The sequence below is a fragment of the Stenotrophomonas sp. SAU14A_NAIMI4_8 genome (assembly GCF_003086695.1).
In the GTDB taxonomy this organism is placed as follows: domain Bacteria; phylum Pseudomonadota; class Gammaproteobacteria; order Xanthomonadales; family Xanthomonadaceae; genus Stenotrophomonas.
Window position 1 is genome coordinate 469,599 of the sequence record NZ_CP025999.1, and the last position, 21,637, is coordinate 491,235.

17 protein-coding genes are annotated in these 21,637 nt (G+C 67.6%); 12 read left to right on the forward strand and 5 right to left on the reverse strand.

Annotation, left to right across the window (positions count from 1 at the left end; all coding sequences use genetic code 11):
• Positions 1-81 precede the first annotated feature (81 nt).
• From C1930_RS02065 to C1930_RS02105, 9 genes are all read left to right on the forward strand, one after another.
• On the forward strand, positions 82-1,557 hold the full coding sequence (locus C1930_RS02065; protein WP_108770956.1) for a transglutaminase-like domain-containing protein: 1,476 nt from the start codon (positions 82-84) through the stop codon (positions 1,555-1,557).
• A 42-nt stretch (positions 1,558-1,599) separates the two neighbouring features.
• Complete coding sequence (locus tag C1930_RS02070) at positions 1,600-4,623, forward strand: TonB-dependent receptor (RefSeq protein WP_108770957.1); 3,024 nt, start codon at positions 1,600-1,602, stop codon at positions 4,621-4,623.
• Positions 4,624-4,724: 101 nt separating this feature from the next.
• A complete protein-coding gene (locus C1930_RS02075) occupies positions 4,725-6,272 on the forward strand; it encodes a serine hydrolase domain-containing protein (RefSeq protein ID WP_108772521.1) in 1,548 nt (515 codons plus the stop codon).
• Positions 6,199-6,918 (forward strand): M15 family metallopeptidase, encoded by a 720-nt coding sequence (locus C1930_RS02080; RefSeq protein WP_108770958.1) that lies wholly within the window; start codon positions 6,199-6,201, stop codon positions 6,916-6,918. The genes C1930_RS02075 and C1930_RS02080 overlap by 74 nt, the downstream gene beginning before the upstream one ends.
• Before the next feature lie 179 nt (positions 6,919-7,097).
• The gene (locus tag C1930_RS02085; RefSeq protein ID WP_108770959.1) at positions 7,098-7,469 is read left to right on the forward strand and encodes a hypothetical protein; all 372 of its coding nucleotides are present in this window, start codon (positions 7,098-7,100) and stop codon (positions 7,467-7,469) included.
• A 227-nt stretch (positions 7,470-7,696) separates the two neighbouring features.
• Positions 7,697-8,119 carry an EF-hand domain-containing protein gene (locus C1930_RS02090; RefSeq protein WP_108748269.1) on the forward strand — a complete coding sequence of 141 codons (423 nt, stop codon included), beginning with the start codon at positions 7,697-7,699 and terminating at the stop codon, positions 8,117-8,119.
• A 93-nt stretch (positions 8,120-8,212) separates the two neighbouring features.
• The gene (locus C1930_RS02095) at positions 8,213-8,962 is read left to right on the forward strand and encodes an HAD family hydrolase (RefSeq protein WP_108770960.1); all 750 of its coding nucleotides are present in this window, start codon (positions 8,213-8,215) and stop codon (positions 8,960-8,962) included.
• Between the two features lie 31 nt (positions 8,963-8,993).
• Positions 8,994-9,482 (forward strand): hypothetical protein, encoded by a 489-nt coding sequence (locus C1930_RS02100; RefSeq protein WP_108755218.1) that lies wholly within the window; start codon positions 8,994-8,996, stop codon positions 9,480-9,482.
• Between the two features lie 631 nt (positions 9,483-10,113).
• Positions 10,114-11,475, forward strand: a complete 1,362-nt coding sequence (locus tag C1930_RS02105) for a VOC family protein (protein ID WP_108770961.1) — start codon at positions 10,114-10,116, stop codon at positions 11,473-11,475.
• A 112-nt stretch (positions 11,476-11,587) separates the two neighbouring features.
• Here the strand turns inward: C1930_RS02105 and C1930_RS02110 are convergent, their stop codons facing one another.
• Complete coding sequence (locus C1930_RS02110; protein ID WP_108755220.1) at positions 11,588-13,102, reverse strand: acetyl-CoA hydrolase/transferase family protein; 1,515 nt, start codon at positions 13,100-13,102, stop codon at positions 11,588-11,590.
• A gap of 412 nt (positions 13,103-13,514) precedes the next feature.
• On the opposite strand from C1930_RS02110, the gene glnE reads away from it, so the two are divergent.
• Entirely contained in the window at positions 13,515-16,310 is a 2,796-nt protein-coding gene (gene glnE / locus C1930_RS02115; RefSeq protein ID WP_108770962.1) for a bifunctional [glutamate--ammonia ligase]-adenylyl-L-tyrosine phosphorylase/[glutamate--ammonia-ligase] adenylyltransferase, read from the forward strand.
• Positions 16,311-16,914: 604 nt separating this feature from the next.
• Here glnE and C1930_RS02120 read toward each other — a convergent pair.
• The 3 genes from C1930_RS02120 to C1930_RS02130 form a co-directional block, all read right to left on the reverse strand.
• On the reverse strand, positions 16,915-17,478 hold the full coding sequence (locus C1930_RS02120; protein ID WP_108770963.1) for a queuosine precursor transporter: 564 nt from the start codon (positions 17,476-17,478) through the stop codon (positions 16,915-16,917).
• A 114-nt stretch (positions 17,479-17,592) separates the two neighbouring features.
• The gene (locus tag C1930_RS02125; protein WP_108770964.1) at positions 17,593-18,093 is read right to left on the reverse strand and encodes a hypothetical protein; all 501 of its coding nucleotides are present in this window, start codon (positions 18,091-18,093) and stop codon (positions 17,593-17,595) included.
• Positions 18,094-18,198: 105 nt separating this feature from the next.
• On the reverse strand, positions 18,199-19,158 hold the full coding sequence (locus C1930_RS02130) for a mitochondrial fission ELM1 family protein (RefSeq protein ID WP_108770965.1): 960 nt from the start codon (positions 19,156-19,158) through the stop codon (positions 18,199-18,201).
• Positions 19,159-19,288: 130 nt separating this feature from the next.
• On the opposite strand from C1930_RS02130, the gene C1930_RS02135 reads away from it, so the two are divergent.
• Complete coding sequence (locus tag C1930_RS02135; protein ID WP_108751971.1) at positions 19,289-19,879, forward strand: malonic semialdehyde reductase; 591 nt, start codon at positions 19,289-19,291, stop codon at positions 19,877-19,879.
• Between the two features lie 83 nt (positions 19,880-19,962).
• Positions 19,963-20,670, forward strand: a complete 708-nt coding sequence (locus tag C1930_RS02140; protein WP_108751972.1) for a YceI family protein — start codon at positions 19,963-19,965, stop codon at positions 20,668-20,670.
• 564 nt (positions 20,671-21,234) lie between these two features.
• On the opposite strand, the gene C1930_RS02145 is transcribed toward C1930_RS02140, so the two are convergent.
• On the reverse strand, positions 21,235-21,636 hold the full coding sequence (locus C1930_RS02145; protein WP_108770966.1) for a hypothetical protein: 402 nt from the start codon (positions 21,634-21,636) through the stop codon (positions 21,235-21,237).
• Position 21,637 lies beyond the last annotated feature (1 nt).

Here is a 21,637-nt window from a genome sequence, read left to right on the forward strand (position 1 = left end):
GCGAAAGCAAGAATAAATTATTGACCACCCCTGCCGCCCGTGTTACACAGCCGTTACCACCCGCGCTGGGGAAGTGTCGCTGTGGAATCCGTCGTTCGCAAACCGCGTCTGCCTGTTGCCGCCGGCTTGGGTGCCGCGCTGCTGCTGTGGGCGTGCGCGGCTGCGGCGGCACCGTCGTCTGGCGTGCGCCTGTTGCAGGTGATCGATGCCGTCGACGCCGGCCACTTCGCGCAGGCGCAGGCGTTGATCGCACAAGCGCACGGCACCGCCGAACTGCAGTTCCAGGACGAGCGCATGCGCCGCATCCGTCTGGATTTCAGCCTGGACCGCGCCGCCGCACAGGCGGCCGTGCGCCGTTGGATTCCCGACCTGACCGACGAAGAATTCGCGCGCTGGGACCAGCGCGGGCTGATTGAACACCTGGATATCGACGGCACCCGCTGGTACTTCAAGCGCGCGCCGTCGAACCTGTTCCTGCTCAGTGATGAAGCGCGTGCGCGCCGCCGTGCCGATGCGCCGCTGCCAGCGCCCGGCCCCAATGAAGTGCTGAACGCGCATCACCAGCAAGTACTGGCCGCGGCCGCGCGCACCGGCATCGCCGCGGTGCTGCCGCAACGCATCGAGTTCACCCAATCGCTGACGGTGAAAGCCGATGCGGTACCGGCCGGCGAAACCGTGCGCGCGTGGATTCCATACCCGCGCGAGATTGCCGGCCAGCAGGAACAGCTGCAGTGGCTGGGCAGCACGCCAAGCAACGCGCAGGTGGCGCCGCCCAGCACCCTGCAGCGCACGGCGTACATGGAAGCCAAAGCCGTGGCCGGGCAACCCACCCGCTTCGAGATCCGCTACGCGCTGACGATCTTCGCGCGGCATACGGCCATCGATCCGGCGCGCGTGCAGGCCACGCCTGCCGACCCCGCGTTGCAGCCGTACCTGGCCGAGCAGTTGCCGCATGTGCAGTTCACCCCGGCGCTGAAGCTGTTCTCCGACCAGGTGCTGCAGGGCGAAACGCGGCCGTATGAAGTGGTACGCAGGCTGTTCGCCGCGGTCGATCGCATTCCCTGGGCCGGTGCGCGCGAGTATTCCACGCTCAGCAACATCAGCGACTACGCGCTGCGCGCCGGCCATGCCGACTGCGGCCAGCAGACGATGCTGCTGATCGCCCTGCTGCGCATGAACGGCATTCCCGCGCGCTGGCAGTCGGGCATGGTGTTTTCAGACGATGGCAGCGGCTACAACAACCTGCACGATTGGGGGCAGGTGTACCTGGCGCCGTATGGCTGGCTGCCCATGGACGTGACCACCGGCGCGCTGGCCAGCGATGTGCCTGCGCTGCGCGACTTCTACCTGGGTGGCCTGGACGGCTACCGCATCGCCTTCAACGATGATTTCGGCCAGCCCCTGGTGCCGGCCAAACAGCATTACCGCTCGGAAACGGTCGACTCGCAGCGCGGCGAGGCCGAGTGGGCAGGCGGCAACCTGTACTTCGACCAGTGGAGCTATGACTTCCAGTGGCAGGTACTGCCCGCCAGGCAACCCCAGCGCGACATCCGCTAGATCCATTCCACACCATTCAATTCTTGCAGGAGAGAGCAGGGGATGAAGGCTTACAGCATCAAGCGGGCGGCGTTGAGCGTCGCCCTGGGCGCGTGTCTGGGCGTGATCGCGCCGGGCATCGCATTCGCACAGAACGTGACCGGCGCGGTGGCCGGCCGGGCCAGCGCCGGTGACCAGATCACCGTGGTCAGCAGCAGCACCGGCCTGACCCGCACGGTGACCGTGGGCGCCGATGGCAGCTACCGCCTGGGCCAGCTGCCGGTGGGCGACTACCAGCTGCAGCTGAGCCGCGATGGGCAGACCCTGGGCGAGCAGGTGGCGGTGAGCGTGGCGGTGGGCGGCACCACCACGGTGAACCTGGCCAGCGGCGGCGGCGTGACCAACCTGGATGCATTGCAGGTGCGCGGCACGCGCGTGGTCAACCGCGTGGATGTCTATTCCACCGAAACCTCGTTCAACATCAACCGCCAGGAGATCTCGCGGCTGCCGGTGGCGCAGGACTTGTCGGCGGTGGCGCTGATGGCGCCGGGCGTGGTGGGCGGCAATTCCTCGTTCGGTGGGCTGTCCTTCGCCGGTTCGTCGGTGGCTGAAAACGCGGTGTTCATCAACGGCCTGAATGTGACTGACATGTACACCCGGCGCGGCTTCAGCACCGCGCCGTTCGCGTTCTTCAACGAATTCCAGGTCAAGACCGGCGGCTATTCGGTGGAGTTCGGCCGTTCCACCGGCGGTGTCATCAATGCGGTCACCCGCTCGGGCAGCAACGAATTCAAGGGCGGCGTGGAAGTGACCGCCGAACCCAGCGCCTGGCGTTCCAGCGCGGGCGACCACTTCCACCGCGATGGCAGTGCGCATTCCTATGGCAGCCGTGACAACAACTCGTTCCTGAAGACCAACGTCTGGGGCTCGGGCCCGATCATCAAGGACAAGCTGTTCCTGTTTGCCATGTACGAAGACCGCAGCGACAAGGGCCACAACACCTCGTCCGATGGCAGTACCTGGTTCAAGAATGATTCCGGCAACGGCTTCTGGGGCGCCAAGCTGGACTGGAACATCAACGACAACCACAGCCTGGCCCTGCTGGCGTTTTCCGACGAAGGCGATGTGACCAACGCGTCCTATGGCTATGACTGGGACGAGGACGAGATCGGCGCCTGGGGCGGCGATTCGGTAACCGAGACCGGCGGCAAGAACTGGTCGGCCACCTATACCGGCCACTTCGGCCAGAACTTCACTGCCCGCGCCATGGTGGGGCAGAACAACCAGCGTGCGTTCACCAATTCGTCGCTGGACCAGGCCTGCAGCCCGGTGTTCACCGACAGCACCTACGGCACGCGCCTGTACAAGCTGCAGGGCCTGCGCGCCGGCTGCCATCCCACCGGTACCGCGGTGGCCGAGCGTGATGACACCCGCGATGTGGCGCGCCTGGATTTCGAGTGGCAGCTGGGTGACCACCTGCTGCGCTTCGGCGTGGACCGCGAACTGATGACCACCGATCAGTCCACCCGCTACCCCGGCCCCACCGCGCTGAGCTATACCGCCTACGTGGCGCGCCCCGGCGATGAAGTGTGGGACGGCGCCAACGCCTACGTGCCGGCCGGCGTGACCGAGATGCTGCGTGCACGCAACCGCCAGTCCGGTGGCAAGTTCGAAACCGAAGCCAATGCCTTCTACCTGGAAGACATCTGGAACGTCACCCCGAACCTGATGCTGAACCTGGGCGTGCGCTGGGACCGCTTCGAGAACCGCACCGCGCAGGGCAATGCCTTCATCAAGATGGACGACCTGGTGGCGCCGCGCGTGGGCTTCTCGTGGGACATGCGCGGTGATGGCAGCACCAAGCTGTTCGGCAACGCCGGCCGCTACTACCTGCCGGTCACCAACAACATCAACGTCAACTTCGCCGGCGGCCTGACCGACGAATACAGCTACTACGTGCTGGAAGGCTGGCAGCAGCAGACCTCGCCCACCGGTTCGGCGTACATGGCGCCGATCATCGGCCAGCAGATCGGCCCGACCGATACGCGCATGAACACTGGCGGTGCCGACCTGCGGCAGAGCGTGGACAAGGACCTGAAGGCGGTCTACCAGGATGAGTACATCCTGGGCTTCCAGAGCATGATCAACCAGGCCTGGTCGTGGGGCGTGAATGCCACCTACCGGCGCATGACCCGCGCGCTGGATGACATCCGCATCAACTACACCCCGTGCGGGCCGACCCCCAGCACCCTGTGGCCGATCGCCAACCCTGGCGAATCGCTGACGATCTGGGGCGATTCCAGGATTGGCTGCGCGCAGGAAGGCTGGATCACCATCGATACCGCCAACAGCGGCTACCGCAAGGGCGGCAGCGGCGAAGTGATCGGCTATTCCAAGCCCAAGCGCACCTACAAGGGGCTGGAATTCCAGATCGACCGCGCCTGGGACGAGAAGTGGCTGTTCAACGCCTCCTACCTGTGGTCCAAGAGCGAAGGCAACTTCGAAGGCCCGGTGAACTCGGACACCAACTACGGCGACACCGGCATGGTGCAGTTCTGGGACCACCCGGCCACCAACGAACGCTATGGCGTGCTGTTCAACGATTTCCGCCACCAGTTCAAGCTGCGCGCGGCGTATGCGCTGAACAAGCAGTGGTCGTTCGGCACCACGTTGCAGGTGCAGTCCGGTGGCCCGATCACCGCCTATGGCGTGATGTGGCCCAACGACAGCATCGCCGGCGGCAGTACCTCCAGCGAGGGCAGCGGCGGCGGCACCGGCTGGCTGTGCGTGGCCAACTGTTCCGGCCCGTATGACCAGCGCCAGTTCGAGTACAGCCCGCGCGGTGCGTTCGGTCGCCTGCCGTGGACCTGGACCTTGGGTGCCAACGTGACCTGGCGCTTGCCGGTGGAGGGCATCGACCTGAGCGCGCGGCTGTCGGTGTACAACCTGTTCAACAACCAGGAAACCATCAACGTGCACCAGCGCTACGAAGCGCAGCCGGGCGTGTACCGCGAAGCCACCTTCGGCACGGGCACGCGCTGGCAGGCCCCGCGCTACACCCAGCTGGTGGTGACGTGGAACTTCTGAGTCGCGCCGCCGGCGCGCGCCCGGTAGCGTCGAGCTTGCTCGACTGCGCTTCGCAGGGTGCGCGACACCGCGTGCGGGGCCGTTGCCGGCGTTGCGCCGGCATCGCCCTGCTGGCACTGGCACCGGCAGTCCACGCACAGGCCACCAGCACCGCAAACATCGATGCCGACGTAGCCGCCGTGGTCCAGCACGAGCACCTGCCAGGCATCGCCCTGGCCGTGGTGGAAGACGGCCGCGTGGCCTACCGCTACGTCCAGGGCGCACGCGGCGATGGCGGACGCATCGACGAAGACACGCTGTTCAAGATCGCGTCCAACAGCAAGGCCATGACCGCCGCCCTGCTGGCCCGCCTGGTGGAGCAGGGAAAACTGCGCTGGGATGACCCGGTGCGCAGGTACCTGCCCGCCTTCCGCATGCATGACGCCTGGGTGGGCGAGCACATGCAGGTGCGCGACCTGCTGATCCACAACAGCGGCCTTGGTTTGGGCGCTGGCGATCTGATGCTGTGGCCCGAGCCCAATACCTACACCCGCGCCGACATCATCGCCGGGCTGGCCCACCTGAAGCCGGTCAGCAGCTTCCGCAGTGGCTATGCCTACGACAACCTGATGTATGTGGTGGCTGGCGAAGTGGCCGCCGCCGCCGGCGGCAAGCCCTATGACCAGCTGCTGCGCGAACAGGTGTTCCAGCCGCTGGGCATGCGGCGCTGCCAGGTGGGTGCGTGGTCGGTGAAGCGCGTGGGCAACGTGGCGCAGCCACATACCGTTCGCGATGGGCAACCGGTGGTGGTCAACGCCGATGGTGCGCACAGCCCTGATCTGACATCGATGGCCGCCGGTGGCATCCGCTGTTCGCTGGCCGACATGACGCGCTGGATGCAGGTGCTGCTGGACCCTGCGCTGGTGCCCGATTGGCTGGGCAGCGAGCAGCGGCGCACATTGTGGACCCTGCACATGCCCATGCCGCTGGGCGAGCGCCAGCGCCGTTGGGACAACGCGCACTTCTACGGTTATGGCTATGGCTGGCGGGTGTCAGACATGGACGGGCAGTGGAAGGTGGCGCACACCGGCACGCTGTCGGGCATGTACTCCTCGCTGGCGCTGCTGCCCGACCGCAAGGTGGGCGTGGTGATGCTGATCAATGGCGAAGGCGAGGATGCACGCACCGCGCTGATGCAGTCGATGTTGAAGGGCTACACCGCGCCCGAGCAGGCCGCCTCTGCCATGAGCTACCTGGCCGAACTGGCCGCCGATCGCGCGGTGCGTGCGGCCAGCGCTGGCGGGCTGCCCTCCACCGCACGGGCGCCCGCGGCTACGTCTGACGACCTGACGCGCTGGCAGGGCCGCTATCGTGATCCCTGGCTGGGCGCCGCATCGCTGTGCCCCGGGCCGAAGGGGCTGCGCTTTGCCGTGGAAAAATCACCGAAGCTGCAGGCCAGCGTGCAGCAGGTGCAGGGGCGCTGGCTGCTGCACTGGGATACGCTGGGTGAGCAGGCACAGGCATGGCTGCAGCCGGGCGACGGCGCGCCGCCAACGCTGGACCTGCGTGCCATCGACCCCGAGATCGACTTCAGCTATGACTTCCAGGATCTGCACTTCACTCGCACTGGCGATTGCGCTGACAGCGGTGGTTACGTCCCGCGCCGCTGAGCCACCACGAGTTTCCCCAGCCACTGATGCTGCGGCGGCCGGGCTGGTCGAGATCCGCACCGTGTCGCCGCAGATCCAGCTCGACATCCGTTACGCCGGCGCCAACAACTTCACCGGCGCCCCCGTGTCGGGCTACCAGGCGCCGGCCTGCTATCTGCTGGCACCGGTGGCGCAGGCGCTGGCTCAGGTGGAAGCCGACCTGCGCAGCGCCGGCTATGGCCTGCGCGTATACGACTGCTACCGGCCCGTGCGCGCGGTACAGGCGTTCATGGCCTGGGTGCACGATCCGCGTGAGCAATCGCGCAAGGCCGTGCAGTACCCAGACCTGGACAAGCCGCAGCTGCTGGCCGACGGCTACATCGCCGAACGTTCGGGCCACAGCCGTGGCGCCACCGTCGACCTGGGCCTGCTGGATTGCCGCACGGGCACGTGCGTGGTGATGGACATGGGCACCGATTTCGATTTCTTCGGTGTGCGCGCGCATACCGAAACACCCGGGTTGACCCCGGCGCAGCGCGGCAACCGCCAGCAGCTGCTGCAGGCCATGGCCCGGCGTGGGTTCGCCAACTACCCGCAGGAATGGTGGCATTACACCCTGCGGCCCGAACCGGACCCCAGCACCGCCTACGACGTCCCCGTGCAGTAGATCCACGCCACGCGTGGATGGTTTTCGATGGCCGCCCAGGATTTCATCCACGCATGGCGTGGATCCACCGTGTGCAGTAGATCCACGCCGCGCGTGGATGGTGTTCGATGGCCGCCCAGGATTTCATCCACGCATGGCGTGGATCTACACTGGCCGCCTCTCCCCGCACGCGCGCCCGCATGAACCTTCCGCTGCACTTCGGCCTGCTTGGCACCCTGGAAGCCGGCGGCATCGCCCTGCTGGTCGGCCTGCTGATGTACCTGCTGATGCTGCGCGTGGTGCGTGGCCTGGGCGGTTCGGTGAACCAGGCCATCGGTGCTTCGTGCGTGCTGGCGGTGATCATCGGCGCCGGCATAGATATCTGGAAGCTGTTCTACATGGGCATCGTGCGGCTGGAGTCGCCGCTGTATGCGCGCATCTTCCTGTCCACCATCCACGATCCCAACGAACTGGGCAGCCGGGTGGTGCTGGAAATCGCCGGCGCGCTCGCCGGCGTGGCGCTGGGATGGATCGTGTTCAGTTCGCGGTCATCCACGCAGAACGTCGACTGACGCAGGTTTTTCGTTGCCTGCAGGTTAAATCCACGCGCGCTGAATGCGCGTCTTATGAGCCGCTCACTTCGCGCTAACCACTGCGCTAAAGCATGCGCGTGGCCGAGTGGTTAATGCCGCGTGGTGGCGCCGGTCGCGGCGCAAAATCGATTCAGAAACGGGGTGGCAGGGTAGGTGTCGTGCGGAAACAACAGGCCGCGCAACACCACCCAAAGGAGATATCCCCTATGACGATTCGCAACCGTAAGCCCCTGATCGCCCTGGTCGTTGCTGCTGGCAGCCTGCTCACCCTCCCGGCCATGGCGCAGTCCGCCCAGCAGCAGGCCGCGCAGGCACAGAACCAGGCCGCGCAGGCCCAGCAGTCGGCGGCACAGGCCGGCCAGGCCGCTGACCAGGCCAGCAACGCGGCGGCCGCAGCGTCGGCGCAGGCCAGCGGTGGCGGTGGCGGCGGCCAGACCTGGGCCAGCATCGATACCGATGGCAACGGCACCATCAGCAAGGCCGAGGCGCAGGTGAACGCGGGCCTGGCCCAGGTGTTCGACCAGGCCGACGCCAACAAGGACGGGGAACTGAGCCCCGATGAGTACAAGGCCTACGTGGCGGCCCAGCAGGGCGCCGCGGCCGGCGGCAACGCCGCGCCGGGCCGCTGATCCAACACCGTCGGGACAACCGGTGCATGGGGACCCGGGCGGCTTCGGCCGCCCGGGTTTTTTCTGCGTGCCGGGGGCCTGTATCCTTGTGCGATGAACACTTCCACGCCCGCGCCGTCGCGCGCCATCGGCCTGGTCGGTTTTGACGGTGACGATACGCTGTGGAAGAGCGAGGACTACTACCGCAAGGCCGAGCAGGATTATCTGGACCTGCTGTCGCGCTACATCGACGTGCACGACACCCGCACCGCGCGCCACCTGTTGGAAGTACAGCAGCGCAATCTGGGCGTGTTCGGCTACGGGGTGAAGGGCATGGCCCTGTCGATGATCGAAGCGGCCATCGACATCACCGGCCAGCGCATCGAAGCCAAGGACATCCAGCGCATCCTGGACATCGGGCATGACACCCTGCGCCACCCGGTTGAGCTGATCGACGGTGTGCGCGAATCGGTGGCGGCCATCGCCGAACACTACCCGGTGGTGCTGATCACCAAGGGCGATCTGTTCCACCAGGAAGCGAAGATCGATGTTGCGCGCCTGCACGACCTGTTCCCGCGCATCGAGATCGTGTCCGAGAAGGACCCGCAGACCTACGCCCGCGTGCTGGCCGAGTTCGAACTGCCGATCTCGCAGTTCGTGATGGTCGGCAACTCGCTGCGTTCGGATATCGAGCCGGTGGTCACCCTGGGTGGCTGGGGCATCCATACCCCGTACGCGGTTACCTGGGCCCACGAAACCGAGCACGGCGTGGCCGAGGACGAGCCGCGCATGGTCACCGCCGATACCGCCTGGGACTGGCCGGCCGCGCTGGCCGCCATCGAGGCCAAGGCCACCGCGGCCTGACAGGGCGCAGCGGCTACGGCAGAATCGGGGCATGAACCTGATCCTGCGCGCGCTGCTGTCGATCCTGCTGCTGGTGCCGGCTACCGTGCTGGCCCAGCAGACCGCCGAACGTTCGGCGGCCTATGAAGTGAACAGCGGCGACGGCTGGCTGGATGCCCAGCTGCAGGACATCAACCACTACGCCGAGCGCTACCCTGACGCCTTCCTGGACGAAGTCTCGCGCTATGCCGACGTGCCGCGCGCCTATGTCAGCGCGCTGTTCACTGCCCATGGCTGGCAGGCCGGCGATATCTACTTCGCCTGCTTCTGGGCCAAGGCCAGCGGCCAGACCTGCCGCGACAGCGTGCGCGCCTTCAGCCAGAACCCGGAAGGCGGCTGGGAAGCGGTGGTCGAGCGCATGCCGGTGAAGCCGACCAATCTGCACGTGCGCGCCGTGCGCCACGCCGTGGTGGCCAGCTTCGAGCACTGGGACCGGCCGATCACCCTCGATGCCACCCTGAAGCGCCAGCTGGGCCGGTAGCGCCGGGCCATGCCCGGCGGGGGTCCGGTAGGTGCGAACCTCGGTTCGCACGTCTTTGCCCCGGCTGCTGCCAGATCAGTGCGAACCAAGGTTCGCACCCACCAAAGCAATCCACGCCTACTGCCATGCCTGGCGGGGGGTTGGTAGGTGCGAACCTTGGTTCGCAGTCTTTGCCCCGGCTGCTGCCAGATCAGTGCGAACCAAGGTTCGCACGTCTTTGCCCCGGCCCCTGCCAGATCGGTGCGAACCAAGGTTCGCACCCACCAAAGCAGTCCACGCCTACTGCCATGCCTGGCGGGGGGCTGGTAGGTGCGAACCTCGGTTCGCACGTCTTTGCCCCGGCTGCTGCCAGATCAGTGCGAACCAAGGTTCGCACCTACCAAAGCAGTCCCCGGCTGCTGCCATGCCTGCCGGGGGGTCTGGTAGGTGCGAACCTCGGTTCGCACGTCTTTGCCCCGGCCCCTGCCAGATCGGTGCGAACCAAGGTTCGCACCCACCAAAGCAGAGCAATCCGCCGGGCATGGCCCGGCGCTACCGATATCCGTCATGCTGCTGTGCGTCTCGCCGCGGCCGCGCACTGCGGCGACAATAGGGATTCGCGTTGTTCCCCGTTCCCGTGATCGAGTAACCGATGAGCGCCTCTTTCGTTTCGCCTGATCTGATCCGCCGCCTGTTCGCCCAGGCCATGTCCCGCATGTACCGCACCGAAGTGCCGTTGTACGGCGCACTGGTGGACCTGGTGGAGCGCATCAACACGCAGGTTCTGGAAAACGACCCCGCACTGGCCGCGCAGCTGCAGCGCAACGATGAACGTGCGCGCCTGGACGAAGAGCGCCATGGCGCCATCCGCGTCGGCACCGTGCAGGAACTGGCCACCCTGCGCCGCCTGTTCGCAGTGATGGGCATGTACCCGGTGGGCTACTACGACCTGTCGGTGGCCGGCGTGCCGGTGCATTCCACCGCCTTCCGCCCGCTGACTGCCGCCGCACTGGCGCAGAACCCGTTCCGCGTGTTCACCTCGCTGCTGCGGCTGGAACTGATCGAAGACGCAACCCTGCGCGCCGAATCCGCGCGCATCCTCGAGCGCCGCCGTATCTTCACCGACGGCGCGCTGGCGCTGATCGACCAGGCCGAGCGTGACGGTGGCCTGTCGCAGGCCGATGCCGAACGCTTCGTGGCCGAAGCGCTGGAAACCTTCCGCTGGCACGGCGATGCCACCGTGGATCTGCCCACCTACCACGCCCTGCACAACGCGCACCGGCTGGTGGCCGACGTGGTCAGCTTCCGTGGCCCGCATATCAACCACCTGACCCCGCGCACGCTGGATATCGATGCGGCGCAGGGCGCGATGATCGAACAGGGCATGGCCGCCAAGGCGGTGATCGAGGGCCCGCCGCGCCGCGCCTGCCCGATCCTGCTGCGGCAGACCAGCTTCAAGGCGCTGGAAGAGGCCGTGCATTTCCCGGATGCGGAAGGCGGCGACGCCGGCACCCATACCGCGCGCTTCGGCGAGATCGAACAGCGCGGCCTGGCCCTGACCCCGAAGGGCCGCGCGCTGTACGACCAGTTGCTGGCGCAGGCGCGTGACGCCGGCGGTGCCGGCAGCACCGGCGGCGACTACGGCCAGCGCCTGCAGGCGGTGTTCGCCAGCTTCCCCGACGACCATGACACCCTGCGCCAGGAAGGCCTGGGCTACTACCGTTACCAGCTGACCGAGGCCGGCCGTGCCGCGCCGGAGCGCGTGGCCGATCTACCGGCCGAAGTGCTGGTGGCGGCGGGCCTGGCCACGGCCGACCCGATCGTCTACGAAGATTTCCTGCCGGTCAGCGCCGCCGGCATCTTCCAGTCGAACCTGGGCGGCGAAGAACAGCGCGCCTATGCCGCGCACGCCAACCGCGAGGCCTTCGAGCAGGCGCTGGGCGTGGCGGTGAATGACGAGTTCGAGATCTACGAGCGCCTGCAGGCTGAATCGCTGGCGGCGCTGCGCGGTTGATGCAGGGGTGGGGTCAGAGCCCTTTCCGTTGGAAAGGGATCCGACCCCGACGCGCGCCATGATCGGGGTCAGATCCCTTTTCGGCAGAAAAGGGCTCTGACCCCGACAGCAATCAGCCCTTCATCGTCCCGGTATCCAGCCAGCGCTGGTGCCACGACAGCGCTTCGGGCAGCAGGTGCGGGGTGTGCTTGCCGTAGCTTTCGCGGCTGGCGCGGTCGAAGTAATCCTGCAGCTGCGGGCGGAAATCCGGGTGCGCGCAGTTGTCGATCAGCACCTGCGCGCGCTTGCGCGGGGTCAGCCCACGCAGGTCGGCCAGGCCCTGTTCGGTCACGATCACCGACACGTCGTGCTCGGTGTGGTCCACGTGGCTGGCCATCGGCACGATCGCCGAAATGCTGCCGTTCTTCGCCGTGGACGGGCTCAGGAACGCCGACAGGAAGCCATTGCGGGCGAAATCACCCGAACCGCCAATGCCGTTCATGATGCGCGTGCCCATCACGTGGGTGGAATTCACGTTGCCGTAAATATCCACCTCGATCATGCCGTTCATGCCGATGCAGCCCAGGCGGCGCACCAGTTCGGGATGGTTGGAGATTTCCTGGGTGCGCATGATGATGCGCTCGCGGTAGAAATCGATGTGTTCCTTGAACGTTTCGTTGGCCTGCGGGCTGAGCGCGAAGCCGGTGCACGAGGCATAGCTCAGCACGCCATCGCGCAGCAGGTCCAGCATGCCGTCCTGGATCACTTCGGTGAACGCGGCCAGATCGCGGAAACCGCTCTTGGCCAGGCCCGCCAGCACGGCGTTGGGAATATTGCCCACGCCCGACTGCAGCGGCAGCAGGTTCGGCGGCAGCCGGCCCTTCTTCACTTCGTGCTTCAGGAATTCGATCAGGTGCGAGGCGATCTGTTCGCTGGTGGCATCGATCGGGCTGAACGGGCTGTTGCGGTCCGGGCCGTTGGTGCGCACCACGGCCACGATCTTGTCCGGGTCGCAGCGCAGCGCGGTATCGCCAATGCGGTCGTTGGCGTTCACCAGCGGAATCGGCTTGCGGTGCGGCGGCAGGGCGGTGCCGTAGTAGATGTCATGCATGCCATCCACGCCGGCCGGCTGCCACTCGTTCACCTCGACGATCACCTTCTTCGCCAGGTCCAGCCAGGTCTTGTTGTTGCCCACCGAGGTGGACGGCACCAGCGAACCGTCTTCGCGGATGGCCGACACTTCGATCACCGCGGTGTCGATCTCGCCGTAGAAACCGAACCACACGTGCTGGGCCACGTGGCTCAGGTGGATATCGATGTAATCCAGCTTGCCCTCGTTGATGCGGTTGCGCGCATCCGGGTCGCTCTGGAAGGGCATGCGCATGGCGATGCCATCGGCCTTGGCCAGCGCGCCATCCAGCTCCGGCGCGGTGGAGGCGCCGGTCATCAGCTTGATCTGGAAGGGATTGCCCTGGGCGTGCACCGCTTCGATGCGGCGGGCCAGTTCCACGGGAACGGCCTTGGGGTAACCGGAGCCGGTGAAGCCGCTCATGGCCACGGTTTCACCGGGCTGGATCAGCGCGGCTGCGGCCTCGGCAGAGACCACGCGGTCACGAAGACGCGCGTTGGCGATGCGATCAACAGACATGACGACAGTGTTTCTGGGGGGAAAGCTCGATTATCGGCCATCCCCCCCGGTACGGGGCGTTCTACCTTCGTGGAATGGCTTTTCCGGGGCCGGGGCTACCATACCCAGCAGTTTTGTTTTGCAGTGCAGCGTGCATTGTCCGTCCGCAGCCCGCACGATGGCCCTGCATCCCGACGTGGGGGAGGGAGCAGAGCCCGCTGGCAGTTCGCTGCAAGCGGGCTTTTTTATTGCCTGGCGCCCAAGCTGAATACGCAGGGATGGGGTCGGATCCTTTTGCCAACGGCAAAAGGCTCTGACCCCAATGGAGCGAGCGTTGGGGTAGGGTCCGAGCCCTTTGCCGCCGGCAAAGGGATCCGACCCCGCTGCCATGCCAGCCGTTGGCAAAGACATCCGGCCCCGCGAGAATCGGGGCATGACCGTTGCCCCCGCCGAAGTGCCCGCTTCCCTGCAGCCCCTGGTAGACCGCGCCCTGGCGCGCCTGGCCCAGGCCGTGCCCGAGCCCATCGCCGCTGAACGGCTGCCGTTCCTGGCGCAACTGGCCGTGGCCAGCGATTTCGCTCTGGACACCCTGGTGCGCCAACCCAGCCTGCTGGCCCAGCTGGCCGCGCCGGGCTGCCCGCCGGTGCCGGCGCCGGTGCTCGACCCGCTGCAGCCCAGCGACTGGCCGGCGCAGCTGCGGCGCTGGCGCACCGCCATGTCCACCCGGCTGATCTGGCGCGACCTGGCCGGCCTGGACGACGTGCCGCAGACCCTGGCCGGCGCCACCGTGCTGGCCGAAGACTGCCTGCGCCTGGCCCTGCAGGCGCTGCAGCAGGAATTCGCCCAGCGCCACGGCGTGGTGCGCGATGCCGACGGCCAGCCGCTGCAGCTGGTGGTGTTCGGCCTGGGCAAGCTGGGCGGCGGCGAACTCAACTTCAGTTCCGATATCGACCTGGTCTACGCCTACCCGCACGGCGGCGAATCGGACGGCCCGCGCCCGCTGGCTGCCGAGGAATATTTCGCCCGCCTCGGCCAGCGCCTGGCCAAGCTATTGGACGACACCACGGTCGATGGCTTCAGCCACCGCGTGGACCTGCGCCTGCGCCCGTTCGGCAGCGCCGGCCGGGTCGCGCTGTCCTTCGCTGCCATGGACCAGTATTTCCAGCGCGAAGGCCGCGACTGGGAACGCTACGCCTGGCTGAAGGCGCGCACCGTGGCCGGCGATATCGCCGCCGGCGAGGCCTGGCTGCAGAGCCTGCGTCCGTTCGTGTACCGCCGTTACCTGGATTTCACCGCGCTGGACGGCCTGCGCGAGATGAAGGCGGCGATCACCGCCGAAGTCGCCCGGCGCGAGCTGCATGAAGACATCAAGCGCGGCGCCGGTGGCATCCGCGAAATCGAATTCCTGTGCCAGGCGCTGCAGTTGATCCGCGGCGGCCGCGAGCCGGTGCTGCGCGAGCGTCGCCTGCTGGTGGCGCTGCAGGCGCTGGTGAACGCCGGGCAGATCGCTCCGGACGATGGCGCGGCACTGCGCGAGGCCTACCTGTTCCTGCGGCGGTTGGAAAATCGTCTGCAGATGCTGCGCGACGCCCAGACCCACGTGCTGCCCAGCGACCCGCTGGACCGCCAGCGCATCGCCACGGGCCTGGGCTACCCGCACTGGGACGCGTTGCGCGCTGCGCTGGCCGAACAGCAGCAGCGGGTCAGTACCGAATTCGCTGCGTTGCTGGCGCCGCGCCAGGGCCAGGCCGCGCCCGATGCGCTGGCCAGCTACTGGCGCAGCCTGCCCGAGGGCAGCAATGCCGAATTGCTGGCCGAGGCCGGCTTCTTCGACGCCAACGGCGCCGACCAGTCGCTGCGCGACTTCGCCCAGAGCACTGGGGTGAAGGCGCTCTCTGACAACGCCCGAGCGCGCCTGGATCGCGTGCTGCCGGCGCTGCTGCATGCCGCCACCCGTTCGCCGCAGCCCGATGCCGCACTGAAGCGCGTGCTTGGCCTGCTGCAGGCGGTCCTGCGCCGCACCAGCTACCTGGCACTGCTGGACGAACAACCCAGCGCGCTGGCACGGCTGGTGGATGTGCTGGCACGCAGCGCGCTGTTGGCCGAACGCCTGGCCGCCTATCCGCTGCTGCTGGACGAACTGCTGGATGTGCGCGTGTCCGGACCGATGCCCGCCTTCACCGGCATGCTGGCCGAATGCCGGCAGGTGCTGCCGGTGGAAGACCCCGAATCGCAGCTGCGCTGGTTGAACGAAACGCGCCTGGCGCTCAGTTTCCGCATGGCCATGGCCACGCTGGATGGCCGCCAGGGCGCGGTGGACAGCACCCGGCAACTGGCCGAGCTGGCGCAGGCGGTGGTGATGACCGTGCTGGCCCTGGCCGAGGCCGACATGCACGCCGCGCACGGGCAGGTGCCGGGCGGGCGCTTTGCCATCATCGGCTACGGCAGCCTGGGCGGGCTGGAACTGGGCTTCGGTTCCGATCTGGACCTGGTGTTCCTGCACGATCATCCCGCTGGCGTGGAAGCCAGCGATGGCCCGCGCCCGCTGGAACCGGGGCGCTGGTATGCGCGCCTGGCGCAGAAGGTGATGGCGTTGCTGGGCGCGGTCACCGCTGCCGGCCGCCTGTACGACATCGACGTGCGCCTGCGCCCCGATGGCGGCAAGGGCTCACTGGTGTCCTCGCTGGCCAGCTACACCGAATACCAGCGCGAGCGCGCATGGACCTGGGAACACCAGGCGCTGGTGCGTGCGCGCGGCGTGGCCGGCGATGCCAGCCTGCTGGCCGATTTCGAACAGGTGCGCGCACAGACCCTGGGCCGCCTGCGCGACCAGGACACCCTGTATGCCGACGTGCTGAAGATGCGTGGACGCATGCGCAGCGAACTGGACCGCAGCGATGCCGGCCGCTTCGACCTGAAGCAGGGGCGCGGTGGCGTGGTGGATCTGGAATTCCTGCTGCAGACCGGCGTACTGGCGCGCAGCGCACAGCAGCCCGCGCTGCTGCAGCCGCGCGACACGCCCTCGCTGATTGATGCACTGGCCGCGGCGGAATTCCTGCCTGTCGCTACCGCGCAGCAACTGCAGGGCGCGCATGCCGCGCTGCTGGATGTTGGCCTGGCTTGCACGCTGGATCGCCGCCCACGCCTGGCCCCGCCCACCCCCGCGATTGAAGACGCCTGCAGCGTGATTACCGCCGCGTGCGTGGCTGCAGGATTGCCGTTTGCGTGATCCGCGCCCGGCCGGGAACCCGCTCTGGGGAACCCGCGCTTGGTAGGTGCCAACCTTGGTTGGCACACGCGGAACCCGCAGGCCAACCAAGGTTGGCCACTACCGGGTCGTGTGGCCGGCCGGGAATGCGCTTTTGGTAGGTGCCAACCTTGGTTGGCACACGGAGACCCCGCAGGCCAACCAAGGTTGGCCCCTACCGGGTCATGCGGCCGGCCGGGAATGCGCTTTTGGTAGGTGCCAACCTTGGTTGGCACGCACGGAACCCGCAGGCCAACCAAGGTTGGCCACTACCGGGTCATGTGGCCGGCCGGGAACCCGCTTCTGGTAGGTGCCAACCTTGGTTGGCACGCACGGAACCCGCAGGCCAACCAAGGTTGGCCAGTACCGGGTCATGTGGCCGGCCAGGAATGCGCTCTTGGTAGGTGCCAACCTTGGTTGGCACACACGGAGCCCGCGGGCCAACCAAGGTTGGCCACTACCGGGTCATGTGGCCTGCCGGGAAATGTGCTTTTGGTAGGTGCCAACCTTGGTTGGCACACGGAGACCCCGCAGGCCAACCAAGGTTGGCCACTACCGGGTCATGTGGCCAGGCGGGAACCCGCGCTCAGCGCAGCTCGCTGCGCAGCGGCGCCATCTTCCACAGCAACGCGCGGAACGGGGCCAGCAGGCACACGCCGATGGCCAGCTTCACGGCTAGGTCGCCGGCGGCCCAGCTCACCCACGGCAGGGTGGAACCGGCAAAAGCGATCGACCAGAAAATGGTGGTGTCCACCGTGGCGCTGCAGGTGGTGGCCACCATCGGTGCGCGCCACCAGCTGCCACGGCGCAGGCGGTCGAACACGGTGATGTCCAGCAGCTGCGCCACGATGAAGGCCGAGCACGAGGCAATGGCTATGCGCGGGGTGGCCACCCACACCGACAGCACCACCGCCACCAGGAATCCGATCCACGCCACGCGGCGCGCCGGGCCGGGGCCGAAGCGGCGGTTGATCAGGTTGCTGACCAGGAACGCCACCGGGTAGCTGAAGGCACCCCAGGTCAGCCAGTCATTGATGGGGTACTGCACCAGTACGTTGGACAGCAGCACCACCGCGCCCATGGCCAGCACGGCCAGCACCAGGGCGCGCGCGGTCAGGGGAGCAAACACGGGGGCAGGACGCACGGACATGGCGGGCGGGAAGGAAAAAGGAATCGGCCATTATCCCCCCGTACCCACGCAACGCCAAAAACCGCCGTTCAGGCGGAGCGGCAGCCTCAGTACGGCGGGCTCAGTACTGCCGGCTTAGTACTGCGTGTTCCAGCCCTGCGATGCCGGCGCCGGTTCGGGAATATGGGTCAGCGGGCGGCCCTGCGCGTCACGCGCCATCAGCCCCTTCCGGCCTTCGGACGGGGTGTGGTCGAACTGCACCTGCTGCCCCACATGGAACAGCACCGACGGGTCACCTGCCTGGTTCGGCCAGCGCACCGCGGCGGTGTTGCCCGGCTGCCCTGGCTGCTGCAGCAGCACCTCGCGTTCGCCATCCACGTTGGTGCCGATGGACACCACCTGCATTGGCGGCGGCGCGCCGTTGGACGGTGCCGTGGGCGCCTGGCCCGGCGGGGGGTTGCGTGCGGCTTCGTCGGCGGCGGCCATGCTGGCCACCAGGCCGGGCGAAACATCCAGGCGTACCGGCTCCGGCGTGTTTTCCATGATGTGATAAACGCGCCGCGCATCGGCAGGGGCGGTGGCCAGCAGGCCCATGGCCAGTGCCAGGGCGGCGGCAGTGCAGGGCAGGGTACGCATCGTCTGTTCCTCCATGGAGCGAGCGGGCGCGGGGCGGCCCCGCGTGGCCGATCATACCCAATGCCCGTGGCGGCGTTGTGCGGCCGGCACGGGCATGCCCCGGGGTCAGCCCAGCCCCAGCCGGGCCTTCACTTCGGCCGCCACCCGCGCGGTTTCGCGCAGCGGCTCGATGGCCGCGCACTGCCAGTCCAGCCAGCGCGGTTGCAGCCGCCCGCGTTCGCGCAGTTGCTGCTGGAAGCGCGCCAACCGGCCCTGCGCGGTATCGGCAAGCGCCACCGCCACCGGCAGCCGCGTGGCGCAGGCCTCAGAGAGCAGGTTCACCGAATCGGGCGACACCACCACCCGCTGTGCCCAGCCCAGCAGGCCGGCATAGGGGTTCACGCCATCGCCGCCGTCGCCCCAGATCACATGTGGCAGGTCGGCGAAGATCGCGCGCAGGGTCTCGGCCAGTGCCGGCGGTGTGCGCCGCGAGGTGGTGGCCAGCAGGCTGCCGCCTTCGCTGCGCAGCTGTTCGGCCAGGGCCTGGAACACGCGCACCATGCCGGCTTCGTCCCACGGCGCCAGCGACGTCGGCCCGCCCACCAGCAAGGCGGTGCGCGGGCCGGGCAGGGCATGGAAATCGGCGAAGGCGGCGCGGCCCAGGCTCAGCCAGTCATCGTCCACCGGGTTCAGGCTGCCCAGCAGGGTCAGCACGTTGCTGCCGCGCAGGGCATCGTGTTCGGGCACCACCAGCAGATCCCAATGGCGGGCGGCAATGCGCGGGTCCAGGATCTGCACCACCTTGCTGCCACGTGCACGCAGCACACGCAGCGCGCCGGCGGCCTGGCGGCCACAGCCGATCGCAAGCGGCGGCGGTTCGGCGGCCAATGTCGCCAGTGTCTCGCCGAAACCGTGCACATCCCCGGGCAGGCGGCGCGGCGACAGCCAGCGCCACGGTGCGCGCGGCTGCAATACCAGCGGGCGGTGGGTGCCCAGGCGCAGCGCCGAAGCCAGCGCCACGGCCTGGCGCACATTGCCTGCACGGCCGTCCGTGATCGTCCACGGCGCGCTCGATCGTTTCACCATTGGCATTAATTCGTTTCAGCCCTGCTGGGTGTTGCAACAGTCGCGACACTCTACACTGCGGCTCATTGTTTCGCGCCGCAGCCCCTGCGCTGCTTCGCCCTTTTCCCTGTTGCTGCCCTGGAGATCCACGATGTCCCACGCGCTTGACGCTGCTGCACTGGACCAGCTGTTCCGCACCGCCCGCACCCAGAACGCATTCACCGACAAGCCGGTGGACGACAGCCAGCTGCACGCGCTGTACGAACTGCTGAAGTGGGGCCCCACCGCCGCCAACGGCAGCCCGGCGCGTTTCGTCTTCGTGAAGTCGGCCGAAGCCAAGGCCAAGCTGGCCCCGGCGCTGTCCGAAGGCAACCATGACAAGACCCTGGCCGCGCCGGTCACCGTCATCGTGGCCTTCGACGAAGATTTCCACGAAAAGCTGCCCTACCTGTTCCCGCACACCGATGCCAAGGCCTGGTTTGACGGCCCGCGTGAAGGCCGCCACGAAGGCGCGTTCCGCAACGGCAGCCTGCAGGGTGCGTACCTGATCCTGGCCGCGCGCGCGCTGGGCCTGGATGCCGGCCCGATGTCCGGCTTCGACAATGCCAAGGTGGACGAAGCGTTCTTCGCCGGCACCAGCATCAAGTCGAATTTCCTGGTCAACCTGGGTTACGGTGACCCCTCGGGCCTGTTCCCCCGTCTGCCGCGTCTGTCGTTCGACGAAGCGGCGCGCATCGCGTAAGTCGCTGTCTCGGTTTCGGCCCAGCCACCTTGGCGGGCCCCTGCTGCACCGTGTACCCACCCTACGATCCGGAGAGTTTCCTGATGAGCGCCACCCGTAAACTGCTGCTGCCGCTGGCCCTGACCCTGGCCATTGCCGCCTGCTCGAAGCCGGCCGACACCGCTGCCCCGGCCGCCGATGCCGCCGCCCCGGCCACCACCGAACAGGCTGCCACCCCGGCCGCCGACGCTGCTGCTGCTGCCCCGGCTGCTGAAGCGATCCAGATCGCCTCGGGCACCTACAAGCTGGACCCGAGCCACACCGACGTGCTGGCCCAGTGGAGCCACTTCGGCTTCTCCAACCCCAGCGCCCACTTCGGCAACGTGGAAGGCACCCTGGTGTACGACGCCGCCGACGTGACCAAGAGCACCGTGGAAGTGAAGCTGCCGCTGAGCGGCCTGAACAGCTTCACCGCCAAGTTCGACGAACACCTGAAGAGCGCCGATTTCTTCGACGCCGCCAAGTTCGCCGATGCCACCTTCAAGAGCACCAAGGTTGAAGCGGCCGGCACCAACAAGCTGACTGTCACCGGCGACCTGACCATCAAGGGCATCACCAAGCCGGTCACCCTGGACGTGACCATCAACGGCGGTGGCGAGCACCCGATGGCCAAGGTGCCGGCGGCGGGCTTCGACGCCACCACCACCCTGAAGCGCAGCGACTTCGGCGTGGGCGCGTACGCCCCGAACGTGAGCGATGAAGTGAAGATCCGCATCACCACCGAAGCCACCGGCGAAAAGCCGGCCGCTTGATGTAACCCGCTCACTCGTCGTGAGAAGGCAGAAGGCCCGCTGAAAAGCGGGCCTTCTTTTTTGGGGAAACCGCTTTGGTAGGGGCCAACCTTGGTTGGCACGCCGATAATCCCGTGGGCCAACCAAGGTTGGCCACTACCGGGTCATGGCCGCCGGAATTCGCTTTGGTAGGTGCCAACCTTGGTTGGCACGCCGGTAATCCCGTGGGCCAACCAAGGTTGGCCCCTACCGGGCCATGGCCGCCGGAATTCGCTTTGGTAGGTGCCAACCTTGGTTGGCACGCCGGTAATCCCGTGGGCCAACCAAGGTTGGCCCCTACCGGGTCATGGCCGCCGGAATTCGCTTTGGTAGGGGCCAACCTTGGTTGGCACGCCTGTGATCCCGTGGGCCAACCAAGGTTGGCCACTACCGGGCCATGGCCGCCGGAATTCGCTTTGGTAGGTGCCAACCTTGGTTGGCACGCCTGTGATCCCGTGGGCCAACCAAGGTTGGCCCCTACCGGGTCATGGCCGCCGAAACCCGCTTTGGCACGCGCGCCATGTCATGGCCACCGTACCCCTGCAATCACCGCTGCGCGATCAACCATGCGGCGCATGCGTCGCTCGGGCTCTGCTTGGCCTTCACGGTCATGCCGCTTACCCGCACGAAGGTCTGCGCGGCCTGCGCTACCACCTGGCGGGCGATCAGGGCGGCCTGCTTGGTGGCGGCCTGCTGCTTGCGCAGCTGCACGATGTGCACCGACGGGCGGCCCACCGGTGCGTACTTCTGGTCGCGGCGCAGCACGTCGGCCACCTGGGCCACTTCGAATTCGGCCTGCAGGTAGCGGTGCTCGGCGTCCAGCAGTTCGCGCAGCGGCGCGCGCAGGGCGGCGGCGTCGGCGAAGGCGGCCAGGGCGGTATCGCAGGCGGCGTCATCGGCGAAACGGGTACGCAGCTTGTCGATGCCGGCCAGGGTCAGTTTGCCCATG